Origin of the sequence: Pseudoalteromonas sp. BSi20652 (assembly GCF_000239855.1) — a bacterium.
Lineage (GTDB): Bacteria > Pseudomonadota > Gammaproteobacteria > Enterobacterales > Alteromonadaceae > Pseudoalteromonas.
The window spans coordinates 1-303 of the sequence record NZ_BADT01000287.1; the positions used below are offsets into that span (position 1 = coordinate 1).

Consider the following 303-nt stretch of genomic DNA (forward strand, 5'->3'; position numbering starts at 1 on the left):
CTTCTCTTTGTGCATACCTATTTTTAAGGGCTGTTATTCACAAAGAGTTTTAAAGGCGCTGCGCTTTTAGAGGACAGCTCGAGAGTTAAAAAACACTCTCAAACTTGGGTAAAACACCTGTAGACGTGCAGCTTGCTGGCATTTAAAAGCACCGTTTTTATGTTTTATCGCTTGCATCAGTAAACAAGTAATTAAATTACCACCGAGAAGTAAAGGAGAAAACAAGGAGCAGTGACTAACTATTACTTGTGTTTTCTCTGTGTAGCGCGCAGCGACTCGATGAACTCGGTGGTGAAATATCAC

Annotated in this window: 1 protein-coding gene; it reads right to left on the minus strand. The window is 40.6% G+C overall.

Annotated features, from left to right (window positions below; genetic code table 11):
• Nucleotides 1-66 precede the first annotated feature (66 nt).
• Nucleotides 67-303: hypothetical protein (locus tag P20652_RS21270; RefSeq protein WP_237707168.1), on the minus strand; the 237-nt coding region annotated here is incomplete at its 5' end.